Here is a 25342-nt window from a genome sequence, read left to right as displayed (position 1 = left end):
CGATATAGAGGATTTTATTTTATGCGCGTTAAGAACACTTTTTTTGTGTTTGCTGTTTTTTGTGTTGCGGCGATTTTTTCTGCTGCTCCTGTTTTTTCTCAGACAGATTCGGAAGACTGGTTTTACGGAAAGCCTATAAAAAATATAGTTTTTGACAATTTGAAAAATGTAAAGCAAGGCGATTTGGACGGCGTTACAAGCAGTTTTATAAGCAAGCCGTTTTCTGATGATTTAATCAGCGAGCTTTACGATAGACTTTTTTCTCTTGAATATTTTGACGATGTTGAAATCAAAGCTGCGAAAAATGCCGACAACGGAAAAACTGTGAATCTTATACTGAGCGTTGTTGAGCGTCCTGTCGTTATGAAACTGAATTTTGACGGAAACAGATATATTCATGATGCTGATTTAAAGTCAAAAATTTCATTAAAAGCAAAAGATATTTTTGTAGAAAGCAAAGTTCTTGAAGATGAAAGAGCCATAAGAAATTATTATATTGAAAAAGGCTATACAAAAATTTCTGTAGAATCTTCTTTTGAAATGCGTGATGACGGAGCTTATGTTACTTTTAAAATCAGGGAAGGCCGCCAGACAGTTGTAAAAAGCATTGGCTTTGCAGGAAACCAAGTTGTTTCTTCAAAAACTCTCAAAGGAAAAATTTCATTAAAAGAAGCCGGACTTTTTAGGAAAGGCTCATTTCAGGAATCGTCTTTGTCTGCGGATTCAAGGGCAATTGTTGCTTATTATCAGAACCGCGGATATGCAGATGCGAAAGTTGTAAATATTGATCAAAAAACTTCGTACAATGAACAAAAGAACCGTGAGGAAATTGAAATAACTTTTGAGATTCAAGAGGGAATTCAGTACAATTTCGGTGGAATTACTTTTGACGGAAACCATGTTTTTACAACAGAAGAACTTGAAAATCTCGTTACCCTGAAAACTGGCGCGGTTTACAACGAAACAAAATTTCAAGAAACAAGAATGAATATTCAGAACTTGTATTATGAAAATGGCTACACTTCAAACAGATTTGCAACTGATATAAACAAAGATGCGGAATCTAAAGTTATTTCATATACAATCAGAATTCAGGAAAATCCGAGAAGCCATATTGAAAATATTATCATAAAAGGAAATGAAAAAACAAAGGATTTTGTTATCCGCCGTGAAATTCCGATTGAAGAAGGCGATATTTTTTCAAATGCAAAAATTTCAAACGGAATGAGAAACCTTTACAACCTTCAGTATTTTTCTGCGGTTTCCCCGGAAGTTCTTCAAGGCTCAGAAGAAAATCTTGTTGACATTGTTTTCACTGTGGAAGAGCAGAGCACAACTTCGCTTGACTTTGGATTTACGTTCAGTGGAGTTTCTGATCCTGGAGAAATTCCGATTGCGCTTACTGCAAGAATTCAAGACTCAAATATTTTTGGTGAAGGAAAACTTGCTTCTGTTGGAACAACGCTTTCTACAAATGAACAGTCAGTTTCTTTGAGTTACGGTCAGAACTGGCTTTTCAACAAACCTATAAGCACAAATATTTCGCTTAGCTATTCTCATTCAAACAATTATGCTTTAAGAGACAAGATTCTTCCGAGCGGCGACATTGACAATGATTATTATTATATGCAGTATGAGCAGAATCAGTTTAGCCTTGGACTTTCTTTAGGACATCGCTGGACTCCTAACTTTGCGATTCTTACACTTTCTGGTGGCGTTACGAGCAGCCTTATTAACAATCTTTATGATGATTCGCTTTGGATTCCTTATGATACTTCAATAAGCCAGTACTCGGATAACTGGGAGCCGCGCAATTCCATCTGGACTTCATTTTCTATGGATGGAAGAAATATTGCATGGGATCCTTCAAGCGGATGGTTTGCAAGCCAACGTTTTTCTTGGTACGGACTTATGCATGAAGGATTTTTGCCGTTTGCGCCTGACTGGGGAGAAAACGAATTTTATTTGCGTACAGATACAAAGGCTGAAAAATATTTCACTCTTGTAAATAAACCGATAACAGACAGCTGGGCATTGAAACTGGTTCTTATGGGATATTCTGGACTTTCGTTCCAGTTCTCGGCTTTGGATTCAACGATAAAAAAGAACAATCAGCTTTATATAGACGGAATGTTTAATGGCCGCGGATGGACAATTTACAATTCAGATAAAGGTCGCGGAAAAGCTATGTGGTGCAACTCACTTGAACTTAGAATGCCTGTGATTCCTGGAATTTTCTCGCTTGACCTTTGGGGCGATGCAGTTGCAATTACAGATGAGCCTTATCAGTTCTTTAATTTAAAAGAGGAAGACTGGTACTTTAGTTTTGGTCCGAGTTTTAGATTTTCTATTCAGCAGTTTCCTTTGCGTCTGTTGTTTGCAAACACATTTAAAATCAAAGATGGTTCTCCTGTATTCACTGATCAGGACGGAGACGGAGATTACAACTGGAGAAAGAACTGGAATTTCGTTCTTTCATTCAGCATGACAAACCGCTAGATTTTTACGCCGGAAATTTAAAATTAATTGGAGTTTTTATGAAAGTTTTTTTTACAAAAAGAATTGCTGTTTTTGCTTTGCTCGGAATTTTTTCAGCGGCATTTTCGTTTGCGCAGCAGATTACAAAATTCGCTGTTGTAGATACTGCAAAAGTTTATCAGGCGTATTTTAGAAATTCCGCTCCTGTAAGAAATTACGAAAATAAAAAAGAAGAATTTAAAAGAGAAATCGACCGTCTTGTTGCAGAACTTCAGCGTTTGAATGATCAGAAAATAGAATTTGAACGCAAAGGCAATGATACAGAAGCAATGAAAATTGAAGCGCAGATTACAAAAAAATCAGATTTTATAAATGAATATACAAATGCAAAAAACATAGAGCTTGAGTCTTTAAAAAAATCGCTTCAGGAAAACAACAGTTTCTACAAAAAACTTTATGATACTCTTGCTCGTGTTGCGGAATCTGGCGGCTACAGCATGATTTTAAATCTTCAGGAGTCAAACGCAATTTTGTGGTACAGTTCTTCTGTTGATATTACAGATCAGGTTATTTCGCAGCTTGGACTTATGTGATTTTATAAAAATTAAAACCTGCCTTTGAATTTTCATTCAGGCAATGGTCTGAAAATTGGAGCAAAAGATGGCAGAAGAAACCCCGGTTATCACACAGTATCTTGGAATAAAAAAACAGCATCCGAATGATGTTTTGTTTTTTAGGCTAGGGGATTTTTATGAAATGTTCAATGAAGATGCGCTTGAAGTTTCGCGGCTTTTAAATCTTACATTGACGCATAAGGGGGACAATCCCATGTGCGGCATTCCGTATCATTCTGCAAAAGGCTATATCGCACGGCTTCTTCGGATGGGAAAAAAAGTTGCGGTTGCAGAACAGGTTGGCGAAGTTGCAAAACGCGGACTTACAGAGCGAAAGGTTGTCGAAGTTGTAACGCCGGGAACTGCTGTTGAAAGCGAATATCTTGATGGCGGTTCAAATAATTTTCTTGCTTCCATTTTTATTTCCGGCGGATTTGCTGGACTTGCTTACATTGATGTAACGACTGGAGAATTTCGTGCCACAAAATTTCCGGAATATAAATTTGCGGAAAATGTTTCTAAGGAACTCGGAAGGTGCAGCCCAAAAGAAATAATTCTTCCTGAAAGTTTAAAAAATAATAAGGAAATTCAAACTATCCTTGAAACAATTTCGGTTGCGTCTGTTTCCTGGTATCCGGACTGGCACTTCAATGCTGAAAAAAATTATGAGCATCTTGTAAAGCAATTTAAAGTTGCGAATTTAAATTCATTTTCACTTACAAAAGAAAGTCCCGAAGTTCCTCCAGCAGGATTTCTTCTTGATTATATAGAAAAAACTACGAACGCGCCTGTTTCGCATATTTCAGGAATTTCAGTTTATCAGGATTCTCAGTTTGTTATAATTGATGATTCTTCGCGACGGAATCTTGAAATCACTTTTAATTTGCGTGACGGAACTTCTAGTTATACTTTGCTTGAATCTGTGAGCAATACAAAAACCGCAATGGGAAGCCGACTTTTGCGTTCATGGCTTTCTTTTCCGCTTACAAATGAAAATGAGATAAATTCAAGGCAGAATCACGTTGAGCTTTTTGTAAAAGACAGAAACTTGCTTCATTGCGTGCGGGAAAATCTTGATGGAATTCTTGACGTTGAGCGGCTGGCCGGAAGAATTGCAATGGACAGGGCTCATGCGAAAGATTTGCAGGCGTTAAAGGCAAGCTTAAAATTCTGGTTGAAGTCGCAGGCTGTTTTGGAACGCTACGATTTTTCTATGCCTGAAAAAGATTCCGCACAAAAAATTATTGACCTTATAGAAAATTCAATTGCGGAAGATCCAGCCACAGTTTTTACAGAAGGACGGATTATAAAAGACGGCTGGTCGGAAGAACTCGACTACTGGAAAAAAGTACGAAATGATTTTAACGGAATTCTTGAAGAATACATTGAGTCAGAAAAAGAAAAAACAGGAATTCAGAATTTAAAAATAAAAAGCACCGGCAACCTTGGATATTTTATAGAAGTTACAAAAGGCAAGCTTGATAAAATTCCGCCCCATTTTATTATGCGTAGGACACTTTTAAATGCTGAGCGTTATACAACTGAAAAGCTTCAGGAACTTGAAAATTCTTTAAATGAATCAGGCGCAAAAATTCTTGAGCTTGAGCATAATCTTTTTATTGAAGTCAGAAATGAACTGAAAAAATATATTCCGTATCTTCAGCAGGCTGCAAAAAAAATCGCTTACGTTGATGTTGTTTGTTCTTTTGCAGAATCAGCAATTCTTTACAATTGGAATCGTCCGCACGTTTTGTCTGATAGCTTGGAATTTTCTGTAAAAAACGGAAGGCATCCTGTTGTTGAGCGTCATCTTCCTGCTGGCGAATTTGTTCCGAATGATGTTTCCCTTTGCGGCTCTGAGCCTGAAAATTCCGCGTCCTTTGCTTTGATTACTGGTCCGAATATGGCGGGAAAAAGCACGTTTTTGCGTCAGAACGCTCTTATTGCGCTTCTTGCACAGACTGGAAGTTTTGTTCCGGCTGATGAAGCGAATATTGGAATTGTTGACAGGATTTTTTGCCGTGTTGGAGCTAGCGATAATCTTGCGCGCGGAGAATCGACCTTTCTTGTTGAAATGACGGAAACTGCAAGAATACTTCGTTCCGCAACACAAAATTCTCTTGTCATAATGGATGAAGTAGGGCGGGGAACTAGCACGGAAGACGGACTTTCGATTGCCTGGGCTGTAAGCGAATATCTTTTAAATACATTGAAATGCAAGACTTTTTTTGCAACGCATTACCACGAACTTACAAGGCTGGAGCACAAATCATTGAAACGGCTTTGCATGGCTGTTGCGGAAAACGGCAGCGATATTGTTTTCCTTAGAAAAGTTGTTGAAGGCTCAAGTGAAAACAGCTATGGAATTCATGTTGCAAGGCTTGCAGGAATTCCAGAATCCGTCATTGAGCGCGCAGGAAAAATCTTGGAAAAAATTCAAGGAGATGCGTCCGTTATAATTCCAGAAACTGAAACTGAGGAAGTTTCAAAAAATAAAGTTGAAATTTTTTCAGGCTCATTGTTTTCCGAAGAGGAACTTGTTCTTGATGAAATTCTTTCTTGTGACATTGATAACATGACTCCAATGGTGGCGTTGCAAAATATTTTACGATGGAAAAAAAGTCTAGCTGAAAAATAAATTTTTTTACAAAAACTGCATTTTTTTTATTTTCCGAGTAATCATATTATTGATGGCTTTTAGAAAATTTACAATTTATGATTTTAAGCGTTTTGCAATGCTTGTTTTGAATTTCATGTTTGGAAATGGAAAATGCTGTGTATGCGGAAATTCCACTTTCAATGGAAAAATTTGCATTTCGTGCTCGAAAAAACTTTATGATGAAGCGGAAAACTCCCATTGTGAAAAATGTCGTATCTGCGGAAAATCTTTAATCAGTGAAGAAGAAATCTGCATGTCTTGCCGTGAAGAGCGCATTCTGAAAAATTCAGATAAAGTTGTTCCTGTTTTTCCATACAGACTTTGGGCAAAGACTCTTTTATTCGAATGGAAAATGCAAAATCAAAGAAATCTTTCACTTTTATTTGCTGAAATTTGCAATTCTGTAATTAAAAAAAGAATTTCAGAAAATATTTTCATTGTTCCTGTTCCGCCTCGTCCCGGAAAAATAAGATCAAGAGGCTGGGATCAAATTGAAGAGCTTTCAGAAATTCTTAAAGTGAAATTTGGATACAAAGTTTTAAAGCTTTTGGAGCGCACGGAAAAAAATCAGCAGAAAAAACTGGACAGAAAAAAACGCTTGTCTTCCAAGGGAAAAATTTATACAGAGTCAAAACTTTTGAAGCGTCTTTCCTCTGAAAATTCTTTGCCGGAACAAGTTCTTTTAATTGACGACGTTTTGACGACAGGCGTTACAGTTGAAAGTTGCTGTGAAATTTTGAAAAATGCCGGAATTTCAAAAGTAGACGTTTTATCTTTATTTGTAGTAGACTAGAATTGTTTTATGAATTAAAATAATAGAAGCATTAGCTTTAAAATCTTTATGGATTCATGGGAGAAATCTATGGCAGATGAAGATACATTGTTGCAGCTTGTAACTTTTCAGCTTGGAGATGAGCTTTATGGTGTGGACATTATGGATGTCAAGGAAATCGTTAAGATTCAAAATGTGCGTCCTATTCCGAATGCTCCTTTTTATGTTGAGGGTATTATAAATTTGCGCGGAGAAGTCATTCCAATAATAAATCTGCATAAAAGATTTTATATCAAGAAAATGGCGAAGGCTTCAGATGATGAAATTGGTGAGGATGAAGGCGGATTTATTATTCTTGATATTGAAGGAAATAAAATCGGAATTATTATAGATAGAATTGCGCGTGTTGTTCCTGTTCAAGGCGATGAAATCAAACCTCCGCCACAGATGCTCAGTGGAATTGGCACAGAATATATTCACGGCGTAGTTCGTCAGGAAAATAATTATCTTATTATTCTTGATACACGCAAGTTGTTCAGTGCAAAGGAACTTCAGAAAATTCTTGAGCCGGAAGCTGTCTGATTTCTGTTCATGCTTGTTTTCTCAGAACATCTTCTCTTTTGTCCGTTTGTTATATTTTTTATGCGGAAATAGAATTATTGTTTCTGTGAATATTTTGTTTTAAGGAATTTAAAATGATTCATACTTATAGTTCTACAATCCGCCGCAAAGAAATGGAAGCTGTTCTTACTTGCATGGTTGATGAAAAAATCGGACCTGGCGAAATGAACACAAGGCTTGTTCAGACAGCAAAAGAACTGATTGGATTTGACGGCGCAGTTGCCTTAAGAAGTCCGGCGATTGCATTGGAATACATTTTTAAAGCTTTGAATCTGCCTAAAGAAAGTGGAGTTATTGTAAGCGCGCTTGCTCCGTCTTATCAGCTGCTTACTGCGGAAAAATTAGGATATAAAGTTCTTGCTGCTGATGTTTGCGAAGAAACTGGGCTTGTAACAGTTGAGTCTGTTGAAAAGTGCATAAAGGATGGCGGCCGGCTTTTGATTTTAAATGAAACAATGGGAATTCTTCCTGAAATCAAATCATTTTTGGAACTTGGAATTCCTATAGTTGAAGATATTTCGCAGTCGGTTTTTGCAACTTATCCTACTGAAGAACAGCCTGAAAAAAAAGAAGGAGGAGAGCAGAAAGCCGCTGTAGGAAAAAAAGCTGGAATGTATGGTCTTTATGCTATTCTTGGAATGGAAGACCGGGACATTGTAACTTCTGGAGGCGGCACGTTGCTTATAGCTCCGAATCGCCGTGAATGGACTGTGTTAAAGCACATTGCGGATGAAGCTCCTTTTACAGATATTCTGCCGGACATGAATGCGGCTTTGGCGCTTGTTGAGTTAAAGGAATTTTCACGAAATGAAAAAACAAGACGTGAGTTGTTTGCTCTGTTTTCAAGAGCTGTGATGTCTGGCAGGCATAAAACTTTTGTGCGCGCTGCGGAAGATGGCTCTACAATTTACTCTTTTCCTTTAGTTTTGAATTCTGGGTTTAAAGATGTGAAATCTTATGCGCAGAAAAAAAATATTGAAATTCGCCAGGCTTTTGAAAATTCTATAATTGCTCTTAGGCAGGAAGAGCTTGCTTCTGAATGCATCTGCGCGAATTCACTTTTGTTGCGCTGCGCATTGTTTCCATTGTATCCTCGACTGGGACAAAAAGATGCGGCTCAGATTGTAAAGGTATTGTCTTCTTTGCCATGAAAAAATGTCTTATCATAGCTAATTCTTTTAAAGAAAACGCCGGGCTTTTGGGAAATGAAATTTCAGTTTTTTTGAAAAAAGAAAATATTGAAAATTCGCTCTTTTTATATGACGGAAAAGAAGTCCGCTCAAAAATTCTTGATATTGATTTTTCAGGCTATGATTTTGTTGTAACTTTGGGAGGAGACGGAACTGTTTTGTTTGCCTGCCGTGGATGCGCACCTTTAGGAATTCCTGTTTTTCCGATAAATTTGGGAGAGTTTGGTTTTATTGCCGCAGTTCCAAAAGACAATTGGAAAAAAGAACTGGAGCTTTTCTTAAGGGAAAAATGCTACATAAGCAGCCGCTCTCTAGTTCAGTGTGAAGTTTTGAGAAATGGAAAAACCGTTTTCAGATGCTGCGGAATGAATGACTGCGTTATTTCGAGTTGTCCGTCTTCTCATCTTGTAAATTTAAATGTGGCTTACAACCATGCTCTTTTAGGGCCTTTTAAAACGAACGGAATAATTGTTTCAACGCCGACTGGTTCCACGGCTTATTCTGCTGCTGCAGGCGGACCGATTGTTGAGCCGGAACTTTCAGCTTTGGTCTTGACGCCGGTGAGTTCTTTCAGTTTGTCTGCAAGGCCTTTGGTTTTTGGAGAAAAAGGTGAAATTGTAATAACTTTGATGAGCAGCCGCTCAGATGCTTCTTTGACTTGCGATGGTCAGATTGATTTTGAGTTGAAAGAAGGCGATGTTTTGATTTTGAAAATACCAGAATTTCGGGCAAGGCTTATTTGTTCTACGCAGGAAAAATTTTTTTCAGCATTGCAGAGCAAACTAAACTGGTCAGGAGGTCCACGTGCTTGAAGAACTCGATATAAAAAATTTCGCTCTTATTGAAAGCGCGCACATCGAATTTGAAAAAGGCTTTACTGTTTTAAGTGGTGAAACTGGAGCCGGAAAATCAATACTGATTGGAAGCCTTGCCTTTTTGCTCGGCGGAAAATCTGGTACAGAACAAATTCGCGCTGGTTGTCATGAAGCCCAAGTTTCCGGCGTATTTTTCCTTGAAAACAAAGAAACTTTTCTTTGGCTTGATGAGCACGGAATTGAATCTGAAGAAAACCGCATAATAATCCGGCGAGTTATCCGCGATAATGGGAAATCTTCAGCATGGATTGGCGGAACTCCTGTAACAAGAGTGATTCTTTCTGAATTTTCAGCATTTCTCGTTGACATTCATGGGCAGCATGAGCAGCAGTCACTTATGAAAGTTGCCGAGCACCGTCGTTATCTTGATATTTATGCCGGAATTGTCGGAGAAGTTTCATCATTTACTTCAATTTATAATCAGCTTGTTGAAAAAAGAAAAATTCTTGAAAATCTTAATAGCAACGAATCGGAGCGAAATGCAAAAATCGATATGCTGAATTTTGCGGTTTCTGAAATTTCTGAGGCGAATTTAAAAGCTGGAGAAGACGAGGAGCTTGAAGCCGAAGAAAACAGACTGTCATCATTTGAAAAACTTTACGCTGATATTGAAGAAATAAATTCCGCTTTTGAAGGCGAAGGTGAAAACGGAATTATTTTCCTGCTGAAAAAAATCTGCGGAACTGCGTCAAAAGCCTTGGATTCTGATAAATCTCTTGAACCTTTGGAAAATCGGCTTCAGTCTGCGTTTTACGAAATTGACGACATTGCAGGCGAGTTTAGAAGATATGCAAGTTCGCTTGTTTTTGACCCGGAGCGGCTTGAGCAAGTTCAGGAGCGGCTTGAGCTTATTTTCAGGCTGAAACAAAAATACACAGGACGAAATTCTTCTGTCGCAAATCTTCTTTCTTATGCTGAAAATGCTTCCAGGCAGCTTGAAGAACTTGGCGGCTCAACTTTTGATAAATCGATTTTGGAAAAAGAAATTTCGGAGCTTGAAAAAAAAGTTTACGTTCTTGCAAAATCGCTTAGTGAAAAACGAAAATCCGCTGCGGAAAAAATGTCGCTTGATGTTGAAAAAATTCTTTGCAGCCTTGGAATGAAAGACACCAAATTCCGCGTTGGACTTACTGAAAAAGAAGGGAATGCGGTTGAGCAAAAATGCGGTCCTTATGGAATGGACAATATAGAATTTTTAATCAGTGCAAATCCTGGTTCTCCTTTGAATCCGCTTGCAAAAATCGCATCTGGCGGTGAGCTTAGCCGTGTAATGCTTGCATTGAAGACAATTCTTTCGGACGGTGATTTGGCGGGAACTCTTGTTTTTGATGAAATTGATACTGGAATCGGCGGAGAGGTTGCGGTTTCTGTTGGAAGCCACATGAAGCTTCTTGCGGAAAAAAAGCAAATTCTTTGCATAACACATCTTGCGAGTATTGCCGTTTATGCCGATAATCAAATTAAGATTCAAAAAGGCGTGGAAGGAAACACAACGGCCTCGAATGTTTTTGAAGTTTCTGACGAAGAGCGCGTAAAAGAGATTGCTAGAATGTTGTCTGGCGATTCAGATTCTTCCCAGTCGCTTGAACACGCATCTGCAATGCTGAAAAAATTCGGAGGAAGGTAATGGCTATATCAGATGAGTTGCGAAAAGAATTTAATGAAAGAGTCCGCCCGATAAAAGAAAAAATCAATGATTGCTTAAAAAAAGAAAGAGACGAATCTTTTGCTCTTAGAAGTGCGAAGGAAGGAATTGAAGAAAAGAAAATTTTTCTTTGCGAGGAAATGATTTACACGGCAACTTTGCAAATGAGTATAAACAGCATATCTCTTGAAATGCTTGAAACAAAAAACAACGATACTCTTAACGATGCCAGAAAATCAATTTATAAATCTATAATTTATCTTGAAGAACTTGTTACAAATATTGTTGACTGTCCGTTTTCTGACTTGGAAACTCATTTGGCATCCGTTGCTTTTGTTCCCATCGGAAGAAAACTTGACATTGTAAAAAAAATAGGGCTTGCAATTGATCTTCTTGTTGATGCTTTTGGCGAAAATTCAAAATGGAAAGAATCTTTTGTTGAGATGCGCGGCCGCCATGCTGTTGTTGCAAAAAATTTTATAAACATGAAGCAGGCTTGTAAAGATTATTTTGATCACAATTCTCCAGTTTACGAAACAACTGTAACTTACATCAGGCTTTTGCGCAACCTCTTGGACAAATGCGCAATGGAATACCGGGATCGTTATGAGCTTGCTTCCCGTCGGCTTGATGATATGCGTATGGCGATAAATCTTCTTATTGCAAACAGAAGAATTGCAATGGCTCTTGGCGACAACACAGAATCCGAAAACATAAGAAAAAAAGCGCTTGTTTGGAAAACTAAAATGGAAGCCGACGTAAAAGCCGGAAGCTCAAAATAATGAAAAAAGAATTTACGCTGAAAATTTTCGAAGCATTTTCTATTGAACGCTGGAACGATTTGGTTCGTCCTTTTGAAATAATCGAAATGGACAAGCACGCAGAAAAAACAGTCGTTGCATACATAATTGCAAAATATGAAGAAAATCTCGGCGCAAAAATTGATTGGGAATGGCTGATTTATGCGAGCCTTTTTGATTTGCTCAGAAAAATTCAGCTTTGCGACATAAAAAGCCCGGTTCAGACTCTTATAAAAAATGAATATCCGGAAGAATACGCCCGCCTTAACGACTGGGTTTTAGAGCGTTACAAAGATTTAATTGACGATAAGGAACTTTATAAGAAATTTGAATTTTATTTGAAGGATTTAAGCAGTTTTTCCGCTGAAAAAAAAGAGCTTCCTCTTACTGTAAAAATTTTCCGAGCGGCGCATAAATATTCAACTTTGCGTGAGCTTGAAATGATTTCTCCAGTGAACGAAACTGAGCGTCTGGATTCAATCCGTAAAGAGCTTAATGCCGACTTGCAAAAATACCTTGATTTGCGCGGACTTCAACTTTTGATTACAAAACAGAAGCCGTTTGAATTTTTGATGCGGATTGAGCAGCTTCGTTTCCAGACAAGGTGGAATCAAACTCCGAGAGTTCCGCGGACATCCGTGCTTGGTCATTGCTTTTTTGTTGCGATTTTGACTTTGCTTTTGTGCCGTGATTCTGGCGTGAAAATGTGTGCAAAACGTCTTTATAACAACTTTTTTTCAGGCCTTTTCCATGATTTGCCGGAAAGCGTTACGCGCGATATAATTTCGCCTGTAAAAAGAGCGACCGACGGACTTCCTGCGATAGTAAAAGACATTGAAGATAAAATTGTTTCAAAAGAACTTGTTCCGCTTATGGAAAAATTTTATTGCGATGAAATACTTTATTTTACTAGCGATGAATTTATGAACAGATGCGTTTTTGACGGATGTGTTCTTCCTGTAAGTTTTGAGGAACTGAATTCCGCATTCAATGAAGACAAATATAATCCAGTGGATGGCCGCTTGGTTCGTGTTGCCGACCATTATTCTGCATTGCTTGAAGCCGGACTTTCTATTCGCTACGGAATAACGAGCCAGCAACTTACAGATGGAAAGGCAAATCTTTTGAAGGTTTATGATGACGGAAAAATTATCAATGGAATCGATGCAAAAAAACTATTCCACGAATTTATAGACTGAAAAAAAACGTTTCATTGTTTAAATAAACAACTTTTTGTGTAAAAAAAAGCATTGGTAAGGTGATTAAAATCCAGCCAATGCTTTTATAAATTTAACCTTTCATGTCAGCGGGATCTGAGTCCTCTTCTATTTCTTCTTCGTCATTGTAAAATCCATCATCAAATCCGTGGATTCTGTTGTCGTATCCGTCTTCCGGCTCTTGATCGTCATAAGGCTCGTCGTAATTGTCAGATTCTTCTAGGAAATCATCCTCGAAATCATCTTCATATTCGTCATCTTCAAAATCATCGTCAAAATTGTCATCAGACATTTCTTCTGAAAAATCATCATCTTCATAAGAAAATCCAGTCATTGATGAAAATTCAACATCGTCGTCATTGAGCATTGCTATATTCCTTTTTGTAATTTAGTTTGCCGCTGACAAAGCCTCATGTAAAGAGTAAAATACTGTTATGTTTTTGTCAATTGAATTTTATTTTTTTGCAAAGAAACATACATAATTCGACAGGGCAAACGCATGTAAAAATTTTTTGTTTTAAATCTCTAAAGTACTATTTAAAAATGCACAAAATGGTAAAATCCCCTTGGGTGGAATTATGCTTTTAAGAGAAAGTCTGGAAGAAATAGACGATTTTAGAGTAAAAAGGTGCAGGAAGTTTGAACTGGCTGATATTTTCCTGCTGGTTTTGTTCGGGCTGCTAAGCGGCATCAAGGACATTGAGCACATAGCTGAATGGGCGGAGGAAGCGGAAGAGTCCATCAAGGGGCTGGTGAAGTTTGAGTTCGGTCCGCCAAGTGCCGACACAATTCTCCGGGTTTTCAGAAATGTGAACGCAGATAAAATCGAGAAAGTTTTTATAAAGTGGGCTCATGGAATTTACGAGAAAGTAAAAATTGAACCGGACAGAACAATTGTTGCCATCGACGGAAAGACGATGTGCGGCTCAAACAAGGTCACGGGAGCAAAGGGAATTCACATTGTAAGTGCATGGGCAGATGAACTGTCCCTCATTCTTGGGCAGGTAAAGACAGATGAAAAGTCAAATGAAATCACTGCAATTCCTGAGCTTCTGGAACTGATTGATATAAGGGGAATGATAATCACAATCGATGCAATGGGCTGCCAGAAAAAAATCTGCGAGAAAATTAAGGAAAAAAAAGCAGACTATGTTCTTTCTTTGAAAGGAAATCAAAGCACGACACACGAAGCCGTAAAAGACTTTTTCTCTATGGATGAAAAGGAGCTTGCAAAATACGGAGTTATAAAAAGCGAAAAGGAATGTAATCCTGACCATGGACGAATTGAAAACAGGCAGTATTACCTGTGCACGAACCTGTCGTGGCTGGAGAATAAAGATGAGTGGCCGGGGACTTAAGGCTGTTGCCATGGCACGGGAAGAACGGACTGTAAATGGAAAAACTTCCACAGACATCAGGTTTTTTCTAACTTCACTTGATAACATTGAACTTGTGAAAAAATCAATTCGACTACACTGGGGAATTGAAAACCGCCTTCACTGGTGTCTTGATATGACTTTCAATGAGGACTACAAAAGGCACCGAAAGGATCATAGTCCGGAAAACATGACAGTTATGCGCCGGCTTGCATTAAATATCTTACGCCAAGCAGAAAAACCGGAGAATAAAAAACAGGACAGTTTAAGCAAGCGCACGATCTGGTTTCGGGAAAACCGCCAGTTCCGCCAAACGGTTTTAAGGCTCCTTTAAAATTTCACACTTTCTGTAATTTTATCAGAAAGTGTTTTTACATGCGTTTGCCCTGCATAATTCGATTCGTCTTATTGACAAAAAATAAAGTAAAACACTATAATATTTGCGTATGTCTGACAGTATAACTGTTTTAGCACCTGCGAAAATAAATCTTGGACTTGAAATTTTTCCAAGGCGTGCTGATGGTTATCATGGGTTGCATAGCATTTTTACGACAGTCGGTTTGTTTGATGAAATTTGTGTTTCTAAAATCGATGAAAAAAATACTTGCATAGTTGATTCTTTTGGAATGGATCTTCCAAATCAAAATACAATAACTGCGGCGTACAAAGCTTTCTGCGTGCTGACTGGCATAGATTTGGGAGTTCATGTTTCAATTAAGAAAAGAATTCCTTCCGGCGGTGGATTGGGGGGCGGCTCAAGTGATGCTTCTTCTTTTATTCAATCCGTGAACAATCTATTTAAAGCTGGTCTAGGCATTGATTCTCTTTCTGCAATTGCAGGAAAAGTCGGAAGCGATGTTTTTTTCTTTACTTATGCACTTTCTGCGCAGGACGGAAAACGGTTCAGCAAGTTTGAACCTTTTGCAGCTGTTGTTGAAGGTCGTGGAGAGAAAGTCAGGCAAATACAGCATAGAAGTGATTTTTCTGTGCTTTTGGTTTTTCCAAATGTCGGTGTTTCTACAAAAGATGCTTATGCTCTTGTGGATGAAACTCTTGATTTGGAACGCAGGCGGAATAAAATTTCACTTGAAGAAATTTATAATCTGCCAGTAAAAAACTGGAGCTTTAAAAATGACTTTACAGTTCCTGTTTCAGAAAAATATGCAGGAATTGCTGAGGCTTTAATTAAGCTCAAGTCTTGTGGTGCGGATTTTGCTGACATGAGCGGTTCTGGTTCGACTGTGTTCGGCATTTTTGAAAAAAAAGAAACGGCTTTAAAAGCGAAAGTTCTTCTTGAAAAAGAATTCAATCTTGCGCTTTGTTTAGGCGGCTGATATAATAAAATGCAAGTTTTGCAGCTTGATGAAAGAAAATCATAGGCATTTTGTCTGCGGTTTTATAGATTTTTATTATAAAGAGGGAAGATTGTTATGCAGATTACAGATGTTCGGATCCGCAAAGTTGAAGGCGAAGGAAAGCTAAAGGCTTATGTTACTGTTACATTTGACGACTGCTTTGTTGTTCACAATGTAAAGATTATCGAAGGATCTTCTGGTCTTTTTATTGCAATGCCAAGCCGTAAGACTGCAAATGGTGAGTACAAGGATGTTGCTCATCCAATCAGCCCGGACTTTCGCAATGCGATTCAGTCCAAAATTCTTGAAGAATATAATGCGGGACATATAGAAACTGGTTCTTCTGAAGAATAAGTTTTTAGTCCACATATATTTTGGGACGTCGTCAAGTGGTAAGACAATGGCTTTTGGTGCCATCATTCCGCTGGTTCGAGTCCAGCCGTCCCAGTTTTATACATATTTTAAAATTTGTAAGGAGTTCTAAAAATGGAACAGTTTGTTATTAATGCAACTACACGCACGGAATCAGGAAAAAAATATGCAAAAAAAATTCGTGCACAGGGAAAAATTCCGGCAGTTGCATACAATGAAAAAGGTGAATCATTTATGCTTGAAATTGATGCCAATGAATTTTCAAAAGCATGGAGATCAATTACAAAAACTACACTTATCGTTTTGAAAATTGATGGTGTTGAAAACAAAGCATTTATAAAAGATACAGAATATGATATTAAAACTGACAAATCTCTTCATGCTGATTTTCATATTGTAAGTGGTCAGAAGAAATTTACTTTTGTTTATAAGATTCGTTATTCTGGAACTGCTGCTGGAGTTCTTAAAGGCGGATTTATGGTTAAGCACGTTCCTGAAATTAAAGTAAAGGCTCTTCCACAGGATTTGCCTGAATTTATTTCAGCAGATGTTTCTAAACTTGAGATTGGACAGAAATTTACAATTGCTGATTTTAATCTTGGTGATAAAATCGAAGTTCTTTCTGATCCTGCGGCTCTCGTTGTTTCTATTGCACCTCCAAAAAAATAATCAGTTTTTAAAAATCATATTATGAGATTTTTAATTTCTGAATAAAATCCCTCTGTGTTTTGCAGGGGGATTTTTTGTTGTGTTTTTTTTAGTCTTACGAGTATGGAATTTATTTTGGATTTTCAAGCTAGAGTTTTAGAAAATTTAAATTTGTGTCTTTCCGAGCTAAACACAAATCTTGATTCTTGCACTTGCGCCGGAGTTGCGGTTTCTGGCGGTGCCGATTCAGTCTCGCTTCTTGTCGCTTTGAAAAAAAACTTAAATATTCAGCTGAAAGCCGTTACCGTGAACCATAATATAAGAAGTAGCAAGGAAAGCTCTGATGATGCCGATTATGTTGAATCCGTTTGCCGTTCCCTTGGTGTAAAATGCGTTCGCTATGATGTGGCTCCAGGTGAAATTTTTTCTCTTGCAAAAAAACTTAAGACTTCAGTTGAAGATGCCGCTAGAAAAATTCGGTATGAAAAATTTTCAGATTTTATAAAAACTGAAGGAATTTCTTTTGTGTGTCTTGCCCACAATAAAAACGATCAGATAGAAACTCTTGCCATGCGTTTTTTGCAAGGTTCGGCTAATCTTTGCGGAATTCCAATGACGCGTGAAAAATTTGTCCGTCCGCTTTTAAATATTTCCAGAAGTGAAATTGAAAAATATCTTCAACTTCAAAAAATAAATTTTAGAACTGACCGCACAAATTTTGACAATCAAATTTTTAGAAATCGAATCCGAAATAAGCTTGTTCCTTTTTTAGACAATGAATTTTCTGGCTGGCAAAATGCAGTTTTTTCTTTGGCTGAAAAAAGCCGTGCGGAAAATGAAGCTCTTTCTTTTTTTACTGAAAATGAACTTTTAAAGATTGACTGCAAATTTGAAAATGAGAAGTTTTCATTTGATGCTGAAAAATTTTCTTCACTTCCGCTTGCAATAAAAGTCAGAATAATTTTTAAAGGAATAGATTTTGTAAAAGCTTCCGAAAGAATTCCTTACGCTTTTGTATCCTGTTTGGCTTCTGGATGTTTTGAAAATGCCGGCTGTTCAGAATGCGGCGGACTTGAATTTTCATTTTGCAACGGAAGGTTTTTAATTCAAAAGAAACGAAAAGTAGCGACAGAAAGCGTTTTTTTTGTTATAATAGAAAAAAATGGAATTTATCAGGCTGGAGAAATTTCTTTTGAAGTTTTTTCGCATGATGATGAAATTTTTTTAAGAACTGATTCGTCTGAGATTTGCTTGAAAAATTTGAAGTTCCCGTTTGTATTCAGAAGCAGGCAGCCGGACGATTTTGTGAAAAATGCAGACGGTTCTTTTAGGCAGGTTTCAAAAATTTTGGATGATTGGAAAACTGGAAAGTTGAGAGATTCAATTCCACTGATTCAAAATATCTGCCCAGAAAAAAATAATTCCTCTCAGGAAATTTGCTGTGTGTGGGGAAGTCTTTTTGGCTTTAAAAACTGGATTGTAAAATGAAAATGCAACAGAATAAAAAATTGAAATCGCTGCATCTTTTAAAAAGAATTTTATTTGTTTTTGCCTTTTTGAATTTTTTGGATTTTTCTTTTGCTGAAAATGAAAATTCAAAGCTTGCAAATAAAAAGACTGCGTTGCGTTGTCTGGAAACTGCTTCAAATTATATTTTTGAAAAAAACTGGGAAGCTGCAAAAAGCCAGGCTTGCTTTGGAATTGCATACGATGATTCAATTTCGGACTTATGGTATTTGTATGCTGTTTCTGAGAATGCCCTGGAAAAAACAAAAGCTGCGGTTCTTCCGTTGATTGAAAAGGCGATAAAAAATGACAGTTGGTCAAATTACAACCGCGACAACGCGCGCCTTTTGTATGCGGATATTCTTTGCGATACTGGCAAAATGTCCGAGTCATTGGATGTTTTGGACAGTCAGCCGTTTTTGTATTCTTCTGATTCTGAATTTATTAGGATAAAATGCCTTTACAGATTGAAAGATTCTTCTTCTGTTTCTAAGGCTCGAAATAAAATTGACGGCGCAAGAAGAATTTATCCTTCTGACACAAGGTTTCCGCTTGTATTTTTTAAAAATGAAAATCCGAACGATTCAGATTCAACTGTAAAAAGGCTTGCTTCATTTTTTGTTTCCCAGCTGGATTTTTATTTGCAGCGTGAGCCTGAAAATTCAGAACTTGAAATTTATTCCGCCTTGTTTTCTTCTGGTGAAAATAAAAACAGAATTTTAAAATCTTTCACTGCAAAAGGATTTAAACATCCGCTTTATGCCCAGGAAGCTTTGAGTGAAAATCTTATCGGCGAGCAGGAAGCAGTTGATTACATTTTTGACTTTGCAGATGAAAAAATTGACTATGAGCTTTTTAAGAATTTTATTTTGCGGCTTTCTGAAAATGATTCTTGTGATAATGTAAAGAAACACCTTGAAGCTTTTTCTGGTTCATTTTCTTTTGACATTGACAATGACGGAATTGAAAATTTAATTGTAAAATTTTCACGCGGACGTCCTCAAGAAATTTTATTTGATGAAAACCAGGATGGAGAACTTGAATGGACTGTTCAGTGCGATTTTGGAACTCCGGTTTCTGGATACTGCAGAGAAATGAAAATGAATTTTTCTTGGGCAAATTTTCCGTATTTTAATTATGCAGAGTTTGTGCAAGAAAAAATTCCTGTTGAAAAATTTAATTTTGTTCCAGAAACATTGAGGTGGTCTCCTGTTTTGATTGAACGTGATTCTGAAATTTCAGAAAAATTTGGCTTTGACTTTTTTATTCCAGCTGTAAAAAATGATGGGCAAAAGTTAAATGTTGCAGAACTTCTTGATTGTGCTTCTGATTTTGAAATTACAACTTCTTCAAATGAAAAAATTCGTTTTGTTCTTTTAAATGGAAATATTCAGCAGGCATTGTATTATTCATTTGACGGAACGCTTTATGCTCAGGCTCATTTTGAAAATAATATTCCGGTTTTCAGAACTGTTGATTTTGATAAAGACGGAATTTTTGAAGCCACAGAATTTTATTCAGTTGATTCAGAGAAAAAAGTGAATTTTCATTCGCTTGAAGATGAGAGGCAGGTTGTAAAAAATCTTTTTGGGCTTCCATCTGAAAACGCAGAATTTTATCTTAGAATGATTCAGATTGACAGAAATAAAGATACGATTCCTGATTTTACTGAAGAATATTTGGAGAACAACGGAAAAATTTCTTCTTGGGATACAGACGGAGATGGAAAATGGAATGTCCGCCATGTTGTTTATCCAGACGGAATTTCTGAAGAATCAATGTTCTATACAGTTCCAGAAAAAAATCTTGTTGTTGTGAAATTTGAAAATAATATTCCTCAGAAAGTAACGAACGGAAAAGAAGAATTTTTTGTTTATAAAGACGCTGATTCAAATTTTTACTGGCTTTTGAAAAATAATTCTTTCAATCCTGAAATATATTCTGCGCTGGCAAAAAATGCAAAATTAGAGCTTGACAAAAAAAATGTTCAAGGCTTTTCGATGATTACTGTTGAAAACGAAACTCAGTCAGTGATTTGTATCCGCATTGAAAAATTTGACTTTGGAATTTTAATAGAAAATGAAAATAAAAATTAAAAAACTTTTCAGTTTATTTTTTGCTATTGGTTGTGTGTTGTTTGTTTTTTCCTGTGGAACAATAAAAGGCGGCAGTGAAATTTTTGTTCCTGTTGATTACAGTGAAGAACGCGCAGTTGACATTGAAATCGATCTTGTTGAAAAACTTTCAACAGAAAATAAAATAAAATCTTTGTGGCGCGCAAAAATTTTGTATGATAAAATTTCTTCAAATAAAAAATGCAAGCAAATTTTTGAGCAGACAACTAAAATTTGCGTGGAATCTTGCATTCGTGCTATAGATGAAGAAAAATATTTTGATGCGCTTGGATATTATTTGTCTTTGGAAGCGGCAGGATATTCTGAGCTTAATTCAATTCCAAAATCAAAAGCTGAGCTTGAAACTTTGGCTTACAAAAATGTTCCGGGCGGTTCGGTTCCTTCCGTTTCAAATGCAAGTGTTTCCGACATGATAAAGGGCACGGTAACTGTTTTTGTTGACAAGGGAATAAAAATTCAGCGAGGAATAGGCTATGCGGATGCTGTTTTGGGAAGCGGATTTTTTATTTCAAAAGATGGATACATTGTAACAAATCATCATGTTATTGCAGACATGGTTGACAAAAAATATGAGGGATTTTCAAGGCTCTATATAAAACTTGCAGAAGACCCCGACACAAGAGTTCCTGCCAAAGTTGTTGGATATGACAAGACTTTGGATTTGGCTCTTTTAAAAACAGAAATAGATGCTCCTTATGTTTTTGCTCTTGGCTCTAGTAGCGACCTTTCAGTGGGTGATAAAGTTTATGCGATTGGTTCTCCGTTGGGACTTGAAAAAACTTTGACAAGCGGAATTATTTCTTCCACGGACAGACAGCTTTTTACGGCTGGAACTGTTTTTCAAGTGGACGCAGCTATTAACAGCGGAAATTCCGGCGGACCTTTGATTGATGAAAAGGGCAGAGTTCAGGCCGTTGTTTTTGCTGGAGTTCAGAATTTTCAGGGACTTAACTTTGCAATTCCAGTTGAATATTTAAAAAATGAGCTTCCATTTTTATTTAATGGAGGAGAACGCGAGCATCCTTGGATTGCTTCTTACGGAAAGACAAAACGGCTTCCTGGTTCAGGCGCAAAGAATGAAGGTGTTGCCGTTTTTTATGTTTTGCCGGGCGGAAGCGCAGACCGTGCAGGAATTAAAGAAGATGATGTTGTGATTTCTGTTAATGGCGAGAAAATTAATTCGCTTTCGGATCTGCAGATTGCGTTTATGAAACAGCCTTCTGGAATTATAACAAAACTTGGAATTTTATCTTCAGATGGAACTGAATCTGAGAAAATTGTTTACCTTGAAAAACGTCCGTCATCTCCAGGATATGAATTTTTTAAACGTGATTCGCTTGAAAATTCTTTTTATCCTATGTTTGGAATGAAGATGGTAAGAGTTTCACCTTCAAACAAAAAAAAGTATTCTATAGTAAGAATTATAAAAGGCTCTGTCGCAGATGAAACTGGATTCAGTGAAAATGATCCTATTGAACTGCTTGGAATTGATTTCAGTCCTGAAAAAGAAGCCGCATACATAAAGCTTTACGCAAAAAAAAGAAAGAATGGCTATCTTGATGTGAGCCTTGGATTTTCAGCAGGGTTGGACAGCCCATATTATTTTTAAAACTAAACTGAAAAAATAAAAAGGAATAAAGATGACAGAATTAAAGTATAAACGGAACTTTTGTATTACAGCTCACATTGATCATGGAAAATCGACTTTGGCGGACAGGCTTATTCAAAAAGCAAAAATTGTTGACGACCGCCAGATGAAAAATCAAATTCTTGACAACATGGATATTGAACGCGAGCGCGGAATCACAATAAAAAGCCAGGCCGTTACAATTCCATACAAGGCAAAAGACGGACATGACTATGAACTGAATTTTGTTGACACGCCGGGACATGTTGACTTTAGCTATGAAGTAAGCCGTGCGATTGCCTCTTGTGAGGGAGCATTGCTTCTTATTGATGCAACCCAAGGTGTTGAAAGCCAGACGGTTAGCAACCTTTACATGGCGATGGAACATGACCTGACAATTGTTCCTGTCATAAATAAAATCGACCTTGCAAGCGCGGATGTTGAATCTGTAAAAAAGCAAATCGACCATGATTTGGGACTTGAATCTTCTGAAGCTCAGCTTGTCAGCGCAAAAACCGGAGAAGGAATTGACGATTTGCTTGAAGCCATTGTTACAAAGTTTCCGCCGCCTAAAGGTGATGTGAATGCTCCGCTTCAGGCTTTGATTTTCGACTGCCATTATGATGAGTACCGCGGTGTTGTCGTCCATTTGAGAGTAATGGAAGGACGCGTAAAAACTGGCGATATAATCCGCTTTATGAGCAACAACACCGACTACAAAGTAGAGCAAGTTGGTGTTTTCAAAATTAAATATGAAGAAACTGGAGTCCTTGAAGCTGGAGACGTTGGCTACATTATTGCCGGAATAAAAACTGTAAGCGATGTAAGCGTTGGCGACACTATAACTCTTGCTTCAAAGCCTGCCGCTTCTCCTTTGCCAGGATTCAAGGAAGTAAAGCCGGTTGTGTTCTCTTCAATTTACCCGATTGATTCAAATGACTACGAAGAACTCAAAGCGGCAATGGAAAAACTTAAGCTTAACGATGCGTCTCTTATTTATGAAAAAGATAATTCCCTTGCGCTTGGAAACGGCTTTAGGTGCGGCTTTTTGGGATTGCTTCACTTGGAAATAATTCAGGAACGCCTTGAGCGGGATTTTGACCAGATTGTAATTTTTACAGCTCCAAGCGTAAAGTACAAGGTAAAGATTCCCGGCCACGAAGAAATTTTTGTAGACAATCCTGCTGACTATCCTGAAGGAAAAATAGAGTCGTCGCAAGAGCCGTATATAAAAGCTTCAATAATAACTCCTGCCGAGTATCTTGGTTCTATTATGGAACTTTGCTGCCTAAAGCGTGGAACACAAAAAAATATGCAGTACCTTGACGAAAAGCGTGTTGAACTTACTTATGAAATGCCGCTTTCCGAAGTCCTTTTTGATTTTTATGACAAACTGAAATCTTACAGCCGCGGATATGCAAGTTTTGACTATGAAGTTATTGACTACCGTCCGACTGACTTAATAAAAATAGATATTCTCATAAATTCAAAACCCGTTGACGCATTGGCTCAGCTTTGCTACAGACCGAGTGCTGTTGAGCGCGCAAAAGTTGTCTGTGAACGCTTAAAAGGAGAAATTGCCCGCCAGCAGTTTAAGGTTGCAATTCAAGGTGCGATCGGAAGCCAGATAATTGCAAGGGAAACTGTAAATCCTGTTAGAAAAGACGTTCTTGCAAAATGCTACGGCGGAGACGTAACTAGAAAACGCAAGCTTCTTGAAAAGCAAAAAGCTGGAAAAAAGAGAATGCTTATGGCTGGAAATGTGGAGCTTCCGCAGAGCGCATTCCTTGCTGTCTTAAAGGAAAAAGAAGATTCTTAAAAATTAAAGCGGCTTGTTTTCCTTCATGGCGATTTCAAGCTGCTTTATGAAAAAATCTGTTTCTGCCCTGATTCTTTTTAGAAACGACTGCTCCATTTTGAATCTGTAGCCATCAGGAAAATGCAGAAAAAGATACTCCCGTTCTTCTGCAATTTTTTTTATCTGCTTGCTAAGAGAAAGTTTTTCAGGCAAGTTATTTCTAAAAGGCGACTTTTCTCCATCTGAAAGCAGGCTTCTAAGTTCTTCAAGTTTTCTTTTTTCCTTTTCACAGAAGCTAGAAATATTTTTATGCGATTCGCATTTTTCTTTTTGCAAATTTCCTTTTGTCGCAAAAAGGTTTCTTTGGGGTATTCCAAGTTTTATTCCTGTGCTTGAGCAGTCAAAAAGATTCTTTTCATTTTGGAACATCAGCTTGAATTGCTGGGCGTATTGCAAAAGAATTTTTGTGCTACATATTTTTTTTCCGTTTTTTGACATGACAGTTTGCGTCGACATGGAAAAAGCCGCATCGTAGTTTTCTATTGGAGTAAGTCTGTTGGAATTTATAAAACGTTGTTTTAAAGCCATTGTGTCTTTTGCATGCGTTGTTCCTATGGAATAGCTAAAATCTAGTCCTGCAATAAAAACTGGAATAGAAGAACTGCTTCTTATTTTTAGCGCAATGTATGTTGCCGCAAGCCCAACAGAACCCATTGGCTCAATAAAATTCCTAATGACGCTTTCTTTTTTTAGATTGTCAAAGAAAATTCCATCCGCATATTTTGTCGCAAACCAGATTATATTTCCGCCAAGAATTTTTGTGGCTTCAGGTCTTGCGCATAAATCCGCAAACAAAAGAATGTTTTTGTTTTTTGCACCTAGAAACGTTTTTTCGATTGCAATTTGGCTTTCCATTGTAACAACTGCGTCCGGCGTTATGTTTCTTGCTAGTAATGGAGACAGAGCGGCATCGACTGTGATTATAAAAAAGTCGTTTGGGGAAAAACTTGAATACGACAAAGTGTCCAGTCCTTCTCCTGCACCCAAAACTAGCAACGGTTTTGAAACTGTTTTTGCAACATCTTCCAATGTTTTTGTATATTCAAGATGCGCAATGTTCCTTAAAAAGTTTTTGGAAAAAAGACGCCCGAATTTTACAAGTGTGATTCTATTTTTCCAGAATGTGGCGATTATTTCACTTATTGCGTTGACTGTAAAATCAAACTTTTCTTTTGAAAAATTTACTCCCGCACTAAAGTCAATTTTCAATGCGCGCTTTATGCTTCCGCCCTTGCAAATGCTTCTTACATATGAATCTATTTTTTCGCCTTCATTTAACTTGAATAACGGAATGCCTGCGCTGTCGTTTTGCATTGCAAGCTCAAAAAGGTTCTCGTCATTTTCCAGCGCGATGATTTCACAATTTTCCGGTAGAAGCGATTTTAGTTTTTCAATTCCGTACCAAAGAAGAGGAGAGCAGGCTATTATGAGAGTTCCGCTCAAAACCTGCATTTTGTCTATGTAAGTTTCAATTGCTTTTGCAGGATTGTACTTTGAATATAAAAAGCGACCTTTGTATTCTACTGTCTTTAAAACAGAAAAGCCCTGACCGGCACTTACCAGACGGGGCTTCTCCTGAACTGATTCGTTCAAT

The 25342-nt window shown here is 37.5% G+C and carries 21 protein-coding genes and 1 tRNA gene; 20 read left to right on the top strand and 2 right to left on the bottom strand.

The window, feature by feature from the left end:
• The first annotated feature begins 21 nt into the window (after nucleotides 1-21).
• The 10 genes from bamA to TRESU_RS09315 all read left to right on the top strand — a co-directional run bounded on the left by bamA (nucleotide 22) and on the right by TRESU_RS09315 (nucleotide 12853).
• The gene (gene bamA / locus TRESU_RS09360) at nucleotides 22-2499 is read left to right on the top strand and encodes an outer membrane protein assembly factor BamA (RefSeq protein WP_013702009.1); all 2478 of its coding nucleotides are present in this window, start codon (nucleotides 22-24) and stop codon (nucleotides 2497-2499) included.
• Between the two features lie 38 nt (nucleotides 2500-2537).
• Entirely contained in the window at nucleotides 2538-3071 is a 534-nt protein-coding gene (locus TRESU_RS09355; RefSeq protein ID WP_013702008.1) for an OmpH/Skp family outer membrane protein, read from the top strand.
• 67 nt (nucleotides 3072-3138) lie between these two features.
• On the top strand, nucleotides 3139-5730 hold the full coding sequence (gene mutS, locus TRESU_RS09350) for a DNA mismatch repair protein MutS (RefSeq protein WP_013702007.1): 2592 nt from the start codon (nucleotides 3139-3141) through the stop codon (nucleotides 5728-5730).
• A 52-nt stretch (nucleotides 5731-5782) separates the two neighbouring features.
• Nucleotides 5783-6544 (top strand): ComF family protein, encoded by a 762-nt coding sequence (locus TRESU_RS09345; RefSeq protein WP_013702006.1) that lies wholly within the window; start codon nucleotides 5783-5785, stop codon nucleotides 6542-6544.
• Nucleotides 6545-6613: 69 nt separating this feature from the next.
• The gene (locus tag TRESU_RS09340; protein WP_013702005.1) at nucleotides 6614-7105 is read left to right on the top strand and encodes a chemotaxis protein CheW; all 492 of its coding nucleotides are present in this window, start codon (nucleotides 6614-6616) and stop codon (nucleotides 7103-7105) included.
• A gap of 113 nt (nucleotides 7106-7218) precedes the next feature.
• On the top strand, nucleotides 7219-8295 hold the full coding sequence (locus TRESU_RS09335) for a DegT/DnrJ/EryC1/StrS family aminotransferase (RefSeq protein ID WP_013702004.1): 1077 nt from the start codon (nucleotides 7219-7221) through the stop codon (nucleotides 8293-8295).
• Nucleotides 8292-9146: an NAD(+)/NADH kinase gene (locus tag TRESU_RS09330; protein ID WP_013702003.1), complete on the top strand. Its 855-nt coding sequence runs from the start codon at nucleotides 8292-8294 to the stop codon at nucleotides 9144-9146. The genes TRESU_RS09335 and TRESU_RS09330 overlap by 4 nt, the downstream gene beginning before the upstream one ends.
• Nucleotides 9139-10836: a DNA repair protein RecN gene (recN, locus tag TRESU_RS09325; protein WP_013702002.1), complete on the top strand. Its 1698-nt coding sequence runs from the start codon at nucleotides 9139-9141 to the stop codon at nucleotides 10834-10836. Before TRESU_RS09330 ends, recN begins: the two co-directional genes overlap by 8 nt.
• The gene (locus TRESU_RS09320) at nucleotides 10836-11636 is read left to right on the top strand and encodes a hypothetical protein (protein ID WP_013702001.1); all 801 of its coding nucleotides are present in this window, start codon (nucleotides 10836-10838) and stop codon (nucleotides 11634-11636) included. The genes recN and TRESU_RS09320 overlap by 1 nt, the downstream gene beginning before the upstream one ends.
• Nucleotides 11636-12853, top strand: coding sequence for an HD domain-containing protein (locus tag TRESU_RS09315; protein ID WP_013702000.1), 1218 nt, complete (start codon nucleotides 11636-11638; stop codon nucleotides 12851-12853). Before TRESU_RS09320 ends, TRESU_RS09315 begins: the two co-directional genes overlap by 1 nt.
• 91 nt (nucleotides 12854-12944) lie before the next feature.
• Here the strand turns inward: TRESU_RS09315 and TRESU_RS09310 are convergent, their stop codons facing one another.
• On the bottom strand, nucleotides 12945-13238 hold the full coding sequence (locus TRESU_RS09310) for a hypothetical protein (RefSeq protein ID WP_013701999.1): 294 nt from the start codon (nucleotides 13236-13238) through the stop codon (nucleotides 12945-12947).
• Nucleotides 13239-13449: 211 nt separating this feature from the next.
• Between TRESU_RS09310 and TRESU_RS14315 the strand changes: the two genes are divergently transcribed.
• The 10 genes from TRESU_RS14315 (at nucleotide 13450) to lepA (ending at nucleotide 23709) form a co-directional block, all read left to right on the top strand.
• Nucleotides 13450-14229, top strand: a complete 780-nt coding sequence (locus TRESU_RS14315; protein ID WP_052299574.1) for an ISAs1 family transposase — start codon at nucleotides 13450-13452, stop codon at nucleotides 14227-14229.
• Nucleotides 14210-14581 carry an ISAs1 family transposase gene (locus tag TRESU_RS15600; protein WP_052299565.1) on the top strand — a complete coding sequence of 124 codons (372 nt, stop codon included), beginning with the start codon at nucleotides 14210-14212 and terminating at the stop codon, nucleotides 14579-14581. Before TRESU_RS14315 ends, TRESU_RS15600 begins: the two co-directional genes overlap by 20 nt.
• Before the next feature lie 112 nt (nucleotides 14582-14693).
• Nucleotides 14694-15581 (top strand): 4-(cytidine 5'-diphospho)-2-C-methyl-D-erythritol kinase, encoded by an 888-nt coding sequence (gene ispE, locus TRESU_RS09300; protein ID WP_013701998.1) that lies wholly within the window; start codon nucleotides 14694-14696, stop codon nucleotides 15579-15581.
• A 96-nt stretch (nucleotides 15582-15677) separates the two neighbouring features.
• Entirely contained in the window at nucleotides 15678-15956 is a 279-nt protein-coding gene (spoVG, locus tag TRESU_RS09295) for a septation regulator SpoVG (RefSeq protein ID WP_013701997.1), read from the top strand.
• A gap of 21 nt (nucleotides 15957-15977) precedes the next feature.
• A tRNA-Gln gene (locus TRESU_RS09290) sits at nucleotides 15978-16050 on the top strand.
• A gap of 38 nt (nucleotides 16051-16088) precedes the next feature.
• A complete protein-coding gene (locus TRESU_RS09285; protein ID WP_013701996.1) occupies nucleotides 16089-16643 on the top strand; it encodes a 50S ribosomal protein L25 in 555 nt (184 codons plus the stop codon).
• A gap of 102 nt (nucleotides 16644-16745) precedes the next feature.
• On the top strand, nucleotides 16746-18110 hold the full coding sequence (gene tilS, locus TRESU_RS14305) for a tRNA lysidine(34) synthetase TilS (RefSeq protein WP_013701995.1): 1365 nt from the start codon (nucleotides 16746-16748) through the stop codon (nucleotides 18108-18110).
• A complete protein-coding gene (locus TRESU_RS09275) occupies nucleotides 18107-20224 on the top strand; it encodes a hypothetical protein (protein WP_013701994.1) in 2118 nt (705 codons plus the stop codon). The genes tilS and TRESU_RS09275 overlap by 4 nt, the downstream gene beginning before the upstream one ends.
• The gene (locus TRESU_RS09270; RefSeq protein ID WP_013701993.1) at nucleotides 20208-21872 is read left to right on the top strand and encodes a S1C family serine protease; all 1665 of its coding nucleotides are present in this window, start codon (nucleotides 20208-20210) and stop codon (nucleotides 21870-21872) included. The genes TRESU_RS09275 and TRESU_RS09270 overlap by 17 nt, the downstream gene beginning before the upstream one ends.
• A 31-nt stretch (nucleotides 21873-21903) precedes the next feature.
• The gene (gene lepA / locus TRESU_RS09265; RefSeq protein ID WP_013701992.1) at nucleotides 21904-23709 is read left to right on the top strand and encodes a translation elongation factor 4; all 1806 of its coding nucleotides are present in this window, start codon (nucleotides 21904-21906) and stop codon (nucleotides 23707-23709) included.
• A 3-nt stretch (nucleotides 23710-23712) separates the two neighbouring features.
• Here lepA and TRESU_RS09260 read toward each other — a convergent pair whose 3' ends face one another.
• Nucleotides 23713-25341: a 6-hydroxymethylpterin diphosphokinase MptE-like protein gene (locus TRESU_RS09260; protein WP_013701991.1), complete on the bottom strand. Its 1629-nt coding sequence runs from the start codon at nucleotides 25339-25341 to the stop codon at nucleotides 23713-23715.
• Nucleotide 25342: the final 1 nt, after the last annotated feature.

Source organism: Treponema succinifaciens DSM 2489, from assembly GCF_000195275.1.
Classification (GTDB): Bacteria; Spirochaetota; Spirochaetia; order Treponematales; family Treponemataceae; genus Treponema_D; species Treponema_D succinifaciens.
This window is presented reverse-complemented; position numbering and strand designations above follow the sequence as displayed.